The sequence below is a fragment of the Mycobacterium sp. genome, from assembly GCF_050701675.1.
Lineage (GTDB): Bacteria > Actinomycetota > Actinomycetes > Mycobacteriales > Mycobacteriaceae > Mycobacterium.
Genome location: NZ_JBOGDD010000583.1, coordinates 1 through 7,016, shown reverse-complemented (window position 1 = coordinate 7,016; position 7,016 = coordinate 1). Strand labels below are relative to the sequence as shown.

Below are 7,016 nucleotides of genomic sequence, written 5' to 3'. Positions count from 1 at the left end.
GGCATACGGTGGCCGCCGAAACCGCTCAGGTCTATCTCAGCGCGAAGCGCCGCGAGCGCGAGCCACACCGCAGGCGGCTCATCGTCGAGCATGCGCTCCCGGACCGGGGCTGACACCGATGAGCTTGGGCATGGGGGGAGACGTCCTCGACCTCTTCCCGCCGGGAACCCACCCCGACGGCGACGGCACGCTGGTCGTCGGCGGGTGCCGCCTCGATGACCTGGCGGCAGAATTCGGCACCCCGGTTCTGGTGGTCGACGAGGGCGCGTTGCGCAGCAGGGCCCGCGAGTATCTGCGGGAATTCCGAAGCCGCCGACCGCGAACCGACGTCGCCTTCGCATCGAAGTCCTTCCCCTGCACCGCCGTTCAGCGACTAATGGCCGAAGAGCACCTGCACCTCGACGTCGCGGGCGGCGGTGAGATCGTCACCGCGCTCGCCGCAGGCGCCGACCCGGCGCGACTGGTACTGCATGGCAACGCCAAGGGTGACGAGGAGCTCGAACTCGCGGTACGCCACGGCGTCGGGCTCATCGTCGTCGACAACTTCGACGACATCGACCGGCTGGAACGCATCGTGCCGCCCGGCCACGTCCAGCCGTGTCTGGTCCGAGTGATCCCCGGGATCGAGGCCGCCACGCATGCGTCCGTCGCGACCGGTCACGCCGGCTCCAAGTTCGGCCTGATGCCCGACGACGCCAGGGCCGCGATCGCCCGCATCGGACGCATCGGCGGGCTGCGCTGCGACGGCCTGCACACCCACGTCGGTTCGCAGATCCTCGACGTCGACCAGCTGGCGGCCGCCGTCGCGCCGCTGGCCGCACTGGGCACGTTCGACGTCTACGACCTTGGCGGCGGCCTCGGGGTGCGGTACACCTACGACGAACGGCCGCCCACGCTGGCGCAGTACGCCGATGCGATGGTCGCCGCGGCCGACTCGCTGTTGCCTGCCGACAGCCGCATCATCGTCGAACCAGGGCGCAGCATGGTGGCGAGCGCGGCGTGCACCGTCTACCGCGTGACGACCGTGAAGCGCGGGGAGTTCACCCACGTCGCGGTCGACGGCGGCATGGGCGACAACCTGGAGGTGTCGCTGTACGGACAGCGCTTCGAAGCGACGATCGTCGACCGCGTGGGCGGGGGCACCCCGGTCAACCTGGTCGGGCGGCACTGCGAGTCGGGCGACCAGCTGATCGACGGTGTCGCGCTGGCGGATCCAGTGGTCGGCGACCTGCTGGCCGTACCGGTCACGGGCGCCTACTGCTACACCATGTCCAACCAGTACAACGGTGCCCGCCGCATCCCGGTGGTGTTCGTGACCGGCGGGACCGCACGCCTGGTCGTCCGTCGTGACACCTGGGATGACCTGTTGGCCCGCGACGTGACCTGAGTCCCCCGGATACTTCGACCGGCGTCGAATCATTCCGGCCATAGCGTGCGGACATGTCTTCTCGCCCTTCGGAGCGGTCCACCGTCTTGACCCTGGCCGCCGCATACCTGGGACTCTTCGCCGGGCTCATCGACAGCAATGCCGTCAACCTGGCGCTGCCCGCCATCCGGGCCGACCTCGGCGGCGGGGTGTCCGGCGTGCAGTGGACCACCGATGCCTACAACGTCACGTTCGCGGCCGTGCTGCTGACCGCGGGCTCGCTCGGCGACCGGTTCGGCCGACGCCGGATGCTGCGCCTCGGCCTGATCGGATTCATCGGCACGTCAGTGGCCTGCGCGCTGGCGCCCAGCCTCGGCGTCCTGCTGGCCGCCCGCGCGGCCCAGGGCGTTGCCGCCGCCGTCATGCTGCCGCAGGGCCTCGCCATTGCCTCGGCCGCCTTCCCCGGGGCGGCCGGGCGGGCTCGGGCGACCGCGGCCTGGGCGGCGACTGCGGCGTCGAGTGCCGCGCTCGGGCCGGTGATCGGCGGCGTCCTCACCGACACTGCGGGGTGGCGGTTCATCTTCTGGCTCAACGGGCCCGTCTGTCTTCTGGCGTTGGCGATGTCACGGCGCTACCTGCCAGAATCGCGCAACTCCGGGGCCGCCGGGACCGATTTTCGCGGCCAGATCCTGGCCATCGTGGCCCTCGGCAGTCTGACGTTCGTTCTGGTGGAGGGCCGCACCCTTGGGCCGGTGCGGGCGGGGTTGCTGGCCGTTCTCGTCGTGATTGCCTGCGCCGCGTTCGCGTCGTCGCAACGGCGGGCCACCGACGCCATGGTCCCATCCGAGTTCTTCGGCAACCGCCAACTCACGGTCGCATTGGTGGCGACCTCCGCGATGACGTTCGGCACCTACGGCATGTTGTTCGTGAACAGCCTTGCGTTCCAACAACAACGGGGCGCCAGTGCGCTGGCGACGGCAGTTCAGTTCCTGCCGATGCCGCTGACCTACCTGGCGCTGGTCCCCGTCGTGAACGCCGTCGCGCGACGCGCGGGACCCCGGCTGCCGATGACCCTTGGACTGCTGGCCATGGGCGCGGGCATGCTCCTGTACGCGGGCGCGGGCCCCGAGGCCGACCTGCTGGTGCTGCAGACGGCGTTCGTGCTGGCGGGCGCAGGCCTGGCCTTCAACACCGGTCCTGCGGTGGGCTTTGCGATGTCGGCCGTCACGTCCGACCGTGCGGGGCTGGCCTCGGGCGTGGTGAACCTCGCCCGGTTGGTGGGCATCACCGTCGGCATAGCCGTGATGGGCACGGTGCTGGCGATCGTCAGCCGGGATGCCGACTCCGGCGCCACGTTCACCGAGGGTGTGCGCGCGGCCGTGCTGACGGGTGGCATCGTCGAGACCGTCGGCGCCATTCTGGTTCTGCGGTACGCAAGGCCGACGCGACGGGCCGCCGCCGTGCCAACGAAGGAGGACTTTCATGCGTGAACCCGCCGACCTCCCCGCGACCGGTGACGCCGACATCGCCGCCCTCGCGGCTCTGCTCGCCGACCCGGCCCGGTGCAAGGTGCTGCTCGCTCTGGACGACGGCAGGGCCCTTCCCGCCAGCGTGCTCGCCGACGAAGCGGGCGTGAGCCGGTCGACCGCCAGCAGCCACCTCGGCAAGCTGACGGATGCCGGGTTGCTGACGGTGCAATCCCACGGCAGGCACCGGTACTACCGGCTCGCAGGCACCGAGGTCGCCGAACTCCTGGAACGGCTGGGACAGCTGGCGCCGTCCCGGCCCGTCCGGTCGCTGCGCGAAGGCACCAATGCCGCGCGTCTGCGGTCGGCCCGTACCTGCTATGACCACTTCGCAGGCAAACTGGGCGTCGCCCTCATGGGCAGCCTGCTGCACCGTGACGTGCTGATCGGCGGCAACGGTCACTACGACCCGCTGCGGCACCGCCACGACACGTTGAGCAACCACGGGCACGACGTCGACTACCGAGTCACCGCCGCAGGTGGGTCCTTCCTCGCCGACGTCGGCATCGAACTGCCGTCGGGCTCAAGGCCACTCGTTCGCTACTGCATCGACTGGACCGAACAGAGTCACCACCTGTCCGGTGCCCTCGGCCGTGCCGTCCTCGATCGCTTCGTGTCCGCGGGTTGGGTCAAGCGTGCGCCGCGCGGACGGGCCCTGACGGTGACGGGCCGCGGTCAGACCGCGCTAGCCGAGTGTTTCGGCATCGACTGGCCCCAGTGAGCCGTCAGCGCGCCGCCTTCTTGCGCTCGATGTCGGCCAGCGCCGCGGCCAGCTCGGCGCGCTCGGCAGCCGAGGTCTCCCACGCCAGCTTCCGGTTCTTGACCACCTTCGCGGGAGCGCCCACCGCGATCGAGAAGTCGGGCACCTCGCCCTTGACCACGGCATGCGAACCCAGCACGCAACCGCGCCCGACGGAGGTACCCCGGAGCACCGTCACCTTGGTCGCGACCCAGGTGTCTGGGCCGATCCGAACGGGACTCTTGACGATGCCCTGGTCCTTGATCGGCAGCTCGATGCTGTCCATCTTGTGGTCGAAGTCGCAGATGTAGCACCAGTCGGCCATCAGCACGGAGTCCCCGATTTCGATGTCGAGGTAGGTGTTGATGACGTTGTCACGGCCGAGGACGACCTTGTCGCCGATGCGTAGCGAACCCTCGTGGCAGCGGATGGTGTTCTTGTCGCCGATGTGAACCCAACGGCCGATCTCCAGCTGGGACATCTCGGGGGTGGCCTGAATTTCCACACCCTTGCCGAGGAACACCATGCCGCGGGTGATGACGTGCGGGTTGGCGAGCTTGAACTTCAGCAGCCGGTAGTAGCGAACCAGGTACCACGGTGAGTACGCCTTGTTCGCGAGCACCCACTTCAGCGATGCCAGCGTGAGGAACCTGGCCTGCCGCGGGTCACGGAGCCGCGAGCCGCGCCAACGCTGGTGAAGTGGGGCGCCCCACATCGTGGTCATGGCGGATGAGCCTACAAGAGGACTTCCCGTGACATTCCCGGGTCGCTGCGCTCTCCCCCGCAAGCGGGGGTACCCCCAGCCCACCGCGACACTCCCCGGGTCGCTGCGCTCCTGCCCACCGGACCTCGGGATAGTCTCGGGACTCGATGCCTGCTCCTGGAACGACCGCCCGCCGCGTGGCTGTGGTGGCGCTCGCGGCGTTCATGACGCTGATCTCTGGCGGATGCGGCAACACCGACACCTGGGTGGACGCCCATCCGGCCGACGGCTGGTCGGCGCAGTACGCCGACGCCGCGAACAGCAGCTCCGTGAAGGTCGACGGGTCGACCGCCCTGCGGCTGGACTGGATCCGCTCCGCCAAGGGCGAGGTCCAAGCGCAGGTGGCGCTGGGCTCCGGTGACTACCTGGCCGTCAACGCCCAGACCGCGGGCGGCTGCTCGCTGATGGTGTGGGAGACCGACAACCGGGCACGCCAGCGCTGGTGCTCCAGGCTGTGGCAGGGCGGCGGCCTGTCGAGTCCGCTGTTCGACGGGTTCGACAACCTCTACGTCGGGCAGCCGGGCGCGATGATGTCGTTTCCGCCGACGCAGTGGATCCGTTGGCGCTCTCCGGTGATCGGCCTGCCGATGACGCCGCGCCTGCTGTCCGCAGGCGAACTCCTGGTAGTGACGCATCTGGGGCAGGTGCTGGTCTACGACGCGCACCGCGGCACCGTCGACGGAACGGCGCTGGATCTGGTGGACGGCGTCGACCCCACCGATTCGCAGCGCGGGCTCGCCGACTGCCAGCAGGGCCGGCCACGCTGCCCGGTGGCGGCGGCCCCGGCGTTCTCGGCAGCGACGGGCATCGTCGTGACCACGCTGTGGGAGCCGGACGCCGCAGCCCCTGAGGTCGTGGGGTTGCGCTACCGGCCTGGCCAGACCCCGCTGCTGGTGCGTAGCTGGACGAGCACGGCCGTTGGCGGCGGACCGCTCGCGGCGCCCGTCCTGTCCGCCGACGGCAACACCGTCTACGTCAACGGCCGCGATGGGCACCTGTGGGCGCTCAACTCCGCCGACGGCAAGCCGAAGTGGTCGGTGCCGTTGAACTTTCAACCGCAGACGCCCCCATCGGTGTCACCGGACGGGCTGATCGTGTCCGGCGGCGGGCCAGACACCAAGCTGACCGGGATCAAGGACGACGGCGACCACGGGGAGGTGACCTGGACGCGCGACGACGTCGAGCCGCTGGCGACGTCCAGCCTGGCAGGGAAGTCCGCCGCGTACACCGTGACGCGCACGGGCGCCGACGGCGATACGGCGGGGATGGCACTGCTGGTGTTCGACCCGGCCGACGGTCACACGCTCAACAGCTATCCCCTACCGGGCGCGACGGGTTACCCGGTCGGGGTGTCGATCGGCCACGACCGCCGCGTGGTGGCCGCGACGAGTGACGGTCGGGTGTTCGGCTTCGCCCCTGCCTGACGCCCCTTGCTGACCGCCGTCAGGCGATCATCGCGTCGACGGGCCCGCGCGGAACCGTCACCTGCAACGCTCCCGCCGCTTCAGGGAGCAGATCGCCCTGGCTGAAGAAGAAGATCAGTGAGTCGTTGGTGATGGCGAAGTTCTGGTACTTCGTCGGGTCCAGACCGTCCCCGGGCGCAATCGTCACCGGCTGGCTCAACTGCTTGTCCACCTCGGCCTGCACCAGCGGGAAGAGGACCGGGAACGGCGCGGTGCTCTCGCGGAACAGGTTGTCGATCGTGATGGGCTCGTGCAGCCCCTGGTCCCAGTTGAACGACTTGTAGAACGTCTGTGGGTGCGCGCCGCCGACGCCCTGGTACGTCTTGAACACCACGCTCTGAGTGCCCCGCGGTGGGACGTCAGAGCTGTACTGGGTGGCCGTGGTGTCCAACTCGTAGGGCGTCGCGCGCCCATCCGGCATCTTGGCCACGTTGAGGAATCCGTCGCGGGTCTGCTTGACGTAGTCGAAGACCGGCTGCACGTCCGGATAGTTGACCGGGTAGCTGATGTTCAGCGAATACCCCGGATCCGTCGCCTGGATCTGGCACGTCTGAGTGCTGTCGACGACGCCACCGAGATCGGCACACCTGGGAGGCGCCGCGGACACGACCCCAGTGCCCGACCAACCGAACACTGCCACCGCAGAGGCGGCCAAGGCCAGCGTGGAAATGCGCATCATCCGTCCATAACCTCCACCGATGGTGCGGCACCGGCGCCGCCGACGCCACAGTACCCGTGGCCTCATCGGGAGGGTCGGCAAACGTATGCCACTGCCCTGCTGGCACTTCCCGCACCGATTCGGGTGATCACCACCGACAGGCGTACCGAGCCGCGAAGTCGCAGCCGCGCCCGCAGTACGTCGGGGTCGACGGCGACACCTCGGACGAGGATCTCGCACGCACCAACGTCACGCGCCGAAAGTTCCTGCCGCAACGCGCGTTCGGAGAACCCGAGCTCGGCGAGCACCTCGAAGCCCCGCACCCCGTCCGGCAACTCGTCACCCGTCAGGTAGGCGATCGCCGCGTCCAGCTGCCACAGGCCGTGCCGCGCACCGTAGTGGCGCACCAGACCCGCCCTGACCACCGCGCCGTCGGGGTCGACGATCCAGCGGCCCGCCGGGGCGACGGCGCAGTCGTCGGACTCGGCGTCGGTGATCTCC

The 7,016-nt window shown here is 69.7% G+C and carries 8 protein-coding genes; 5 read left to right on the top strand and 3 right to left on the bottom strand.

What is annotated here, in order from left to right; genetic code table 11:
* The 4 genes from ACRDUX_RS17795 to ACRDUX_RS17780 form a co-directional block, all read left to right on the top strand.
* On the top strand, nt 1-113 hold a 113-nt coding region (locus ACRDUX_RS17795; RefSeq protein ID WP_526415341.1), incomplete at its 5' end, for a hypothetical protein.
* Between the two features lie 5 nt (nt 114-118).
* Nucleotides 119-1,387, top strand: a complete 1,269-nt coding sequence (lysA, locus tag ACRDUX_RS17790; RefSeq protein WP_526415339.1) for a diaminopimelate decarboxylase — start codon at nt 119-121, stop codon at nt 1,385-1,387.
* 53 nt (nt 1,388-1,440) lie between these two features.
* Nucleotides 1,441-2,856 carry an MFS transporter gene (locus ACRDUX_RS17785; RefSeq protein ID WP_526415338.1) on the top strand — a complete coding sequence of 472 codons (1,416 nt, stop codon included), beginning with the start codon at nt 1,441-1,443 and terminating at the stop codon, nt 2,854-2,856.
* Nucleotides 2,849-3,613 carry an ArsR/SmtB family transcription factor gene (locus ACRDUX_RS17780; RefSeq protein ID WP_526415337.1) on the top strand — a complete coding sequence of 255 codons (765 nt, stop codon included), beginning with the start codon at nt 2,849-2,851 and terminating at the stop codon, nt 3,611-3,613. The genes ACRDUX_RS17785 and ACRDUX_RS17780 overlap by 8 nt, the downstream gene beginning before the upstream one ends.
* Nucleotides 3,614-3,617: 4 nt before the next feature.
* Here ACRDUX_RS17780 and ACRDUX_RS17775 read toward each other — a convergent pair whose 3' ends face one another.
* On the bottom strand, nt 3,618-4,355 hold the full coding sequence (locus ACRDUX_RS17775) for an acyltransferase (RefSeq protein WP_526415336.1): 738 nt from the start codon (nt 4,353-4,355) through the stop codon (nt 3,618-3,620).
* A 146-nt stretch (nt 4,356-4,501) separates the two neighbouring features.
* On the opposite strand from ACRDUX_RS17775, the gene ACRDUX_RS17770 reads away from it, so the two are divergent.
* Nucleotides 4,502-5,818: a BamB-related PQQ repeat family beta-propellar protein gene (locus tag ACRDUX_RS17770; RefSeq protein WP_526415335.1), complete on the top strand. Its 1,317-nt coding sequence runs from the start codon at nt 4,502-4,504 to the stop codon at nt 5,816-5,818.
* Nucleotides 5,819-5,837: 19 nt separating this feature from the next.
* Here the strand turns inward: ACRDUX_RS17770 and ACRDUX_RS17765 are convergent, their stop codons facing one another.
* Together ACRDUX_RS17765 and ACRDUX_RS17760 are read right to left on the bottom strand one after the other, a co-directional pair.
* On the bottom strand, nt 5,838-6,533 hold the full coding sequence (locus ACRDUX_RS17765; RefSeq protein WP_526415340.1) for an esterase: 696 nt from the start codon (nt 6,531-6,533) through the stop codon (nt 5,838-5,840).
* Nucleotides 6,534-6,598: 65 nt separating this feature from the next.
* Nucleotides 6,599-7,016, bottom strand: a 418-nt coding sequence (locus ACRDUX_RS17760) for a THUMP-like domain-containing protein (RefSeq protein WP_526415334.1), incomplete at its 5' end; no start/stop codon positions are given.

Coding starts and splice junctions, on each gene's coding strand:
- lysA (WP_526415339.1), top strand. CDS start 119: ATGAGCTTGGGCATGGGGGGAGACGTCCTCGACCTCTTCCCGCCGGGA.
- ACRDUX_RS17785 (WP_526415338.1), top strand. CDS start 1,441: ATGTCTTCTCGCCCTTCGGAGCGGTCCACCGTCTTGACCCTGGCCGCC.
- ACRDUX_RS17780 (WP_526415337.1), top strand. CDS start 2,849: ATGCGTGAACCCGCCGACCTCCCCGCGACCGGTGACGCCGACATCGCC.
- ACRDUX_RS17775 (WP_526415336.1), bottom strand. CDS start 4,355: ATGACCACGATGTGGGGCGCCCCACTTCACCAGCGTTGGCGCGGCTCG.
- ACRDUX_RS17770 (WP_526415335.1), top strand. CDS start 4,502: ATGCCTGCTCCTGGAACGACCGCCCGCCGCGTGGCTGTGGTGGCGCTC.
- ACRDUX_RS17765 (WP_526415340.1), bottom strand. CDS start 6,533: ATGCGCATTTCCACGCTGGCCTTGGCCGCCTCTGCGGTGGCAGTGTTC.